Raw genomic sequence first — 1,757 nt, 5'->3', positions numbered from 1 at the left:
GCGGGGAGCGATCCGCGACGCCTGGGCCGGGCAGGGCTGGGAGAACGGCCGGCTGGGCTACCCCACCAGCGATCCCCAACCGGTGACCGGCGGCACCCGGCAGACCTTCCAGGGCGGCACCGTCACCTCGGTCGACGGCCGGACCTCGGTGACCTACCGGTGATCGGCTCGGACCGTCCGCCGCACGGCGCCGCGTCCTCGCGGCGGGTTCTCGGCACCGCGGCGCTGGGCGCCGTCCTGGCGCTCGGGGTCGGGGCCTGCACCGCAGAGGCGCCCGCCGACGAGGCCGCAGCGGTGCCGCCCGCCACCTTCCTGCCCGACGACCGGGTGGCGGTCACCGACGCGCCCCGCCCGGAGGCCCCGGAGGCCGTCCTGTCCTTCGCGATGTGGGAGGAGGCCACCGCATCGGTCGAGGCGGCGGGCTACGTCACCCCGGTCATCGAGGACGGCGGCACCTGCACCCTGCGCCTCACCCGCGACGGGGACGAGGTCGCGGTCACCGTGCCCGGGATGGCGGACGCCACCACCACGGTGTGCGGCGGGTTCTCGGTACCGGAGGAGCGGCTGGCCGCGGGGACGTGGAGCCTGCGGCTGGCCTACTCCTCGGCGACGGCGGACGTCGTCTCCGAGGCCGTGGATGTCGAGGTCCCGGCGTGACCGCCGTGCGCCGGGTCGGGCTGCTGCTCCTCGGCCTGCTGTGCGGGGCCGGCATCCTCGTCGCGCCGTCGCCGGACCAGCCGGCCACCCCCGCCCTGCAGGAGGCCGCGGACACCGGCCAGTTCCGGCCGGGCAACATCATCAGCGACCAGCTCTTCTACGACGGCCGCGCCATGTCGGCCGCGGACGTGCAGTTCTTCCTCGAGAGCAGGAACCCGCGCTGCGTGGCCGCGTCCGACGGCACGCCGTGCCTGCAGGACGCCCGGCAGGACACCTACACCCGTCCCGCGGACGCCAACTGCCCGGGGACCTACGTCGGCGCCCCGGCGGAGACGGCCGCCACGATCATCGCCAAGGTCGGTGCCGCCTGCGGCATCAGCCAGCGGGTGCTCCTGGTGATCCTGCAGAAGGAGCAGGGGCTCGTCACGCTGAGCGGCGACAACCTCACCGCGCGGCGGTACGAGCGCGCGATGGGGTACGCCTGCCCCGACACCGCGCCCTGCAACCCGGCCTACGCCCACCTGTTCAACCAGGTGTACAGCGCGGCCGCCCGCTACCGGTACTACGCCAACAACCCGGACAGCTTCAACCACGTAGCCGGCCGGACCAACACCGTGCGCTTCCACCCGGACGCCGGCTGCGGCTCCACGCAGGTCTTCATCGAGAACACGGCGACGGCCGGGCTGTACAACTACACGCCCTACCAGCCCAACGCCGCCGCGCTCGCCGCCGGCAAGGGCACCGGGGACGGGTGCTCGGCCTACGGCAACCGGAACTTCTGGATCTACTACACCGACTGGTTCGGCTCCACGCAGGTCCCCGGTGCCGCGGAGGTGACCGGCCGCTACGCGCAGACCCGCGGGTCGGACGGCCCGCTGGGCGCCATCCGCAGCAACGTCGTCTGCGGGCTGCCCGCCGGAGGCTGCTTCCAGGAGTACGCCGCGGGCGCCATCTACTGGTCGCCGGCCACCGGTGCCCGCATCGTCTCCGGCCCGGTACGGGACCGGTGGGCCGCGGCGGGGTGGGAGCGGGGTGCGCTGGGTTACCCGGTGGGGGACACGACGTGCGGGTTGCGTGATGGTGGGTGCTTCCAGCACTTC

Annotated in this window: 3 protein-coding genes; all 3 read left to right on the top strand. The window is 74.3% G+C overall.

The window, feature by feature from the left end:
• The first annotated feature begins 10 nt into the window (after window positions 1–10).
• Entirely contained in the window at window positions 11–163 is a 153-nt protein-coding gene (locus tag E9565_RS23635) for an LGFP repeat-containing protein (RefSeq protein ID WP_374201752.1), read from the top strand.
• Window positions 160–657 (top strand): hypothetical protein, encoded by a 498-nt coding sequence (locus E9565_RS21795; RefSeq protein WP_236828876.1) that lies wholly within the window; start codon window positions 160–162, stop codon window positions 655–657. Before E9565_RS23635 ends, E9565_RS21795 begins: the two co-directional genes overlap by 4 nt.
• The coding region (locus E9565_RS23455) for a hypothetical protein (RefSeq protein WP_236836715.1) at window positions 654–1,757 on the top strand (1,104 nt) is incomplete at its 3' end. The genes E9565_RS21795 and E9565_RS23455, both read left to right, overlap by 4 nt.

The organism is Blastococcus sp. KM273129 (assembly GCF_021698995.1).
Classification (GTDB): Bacteria; Actinomycetota; Actinomycetes; order Mycobacteriales; family Geodermatophilaceae; genus Blastococcus.
Note: the sequence above shows the minus strand (reverse complement) of the source record. Positions and strands in the feature narration are given on the sequence as shown.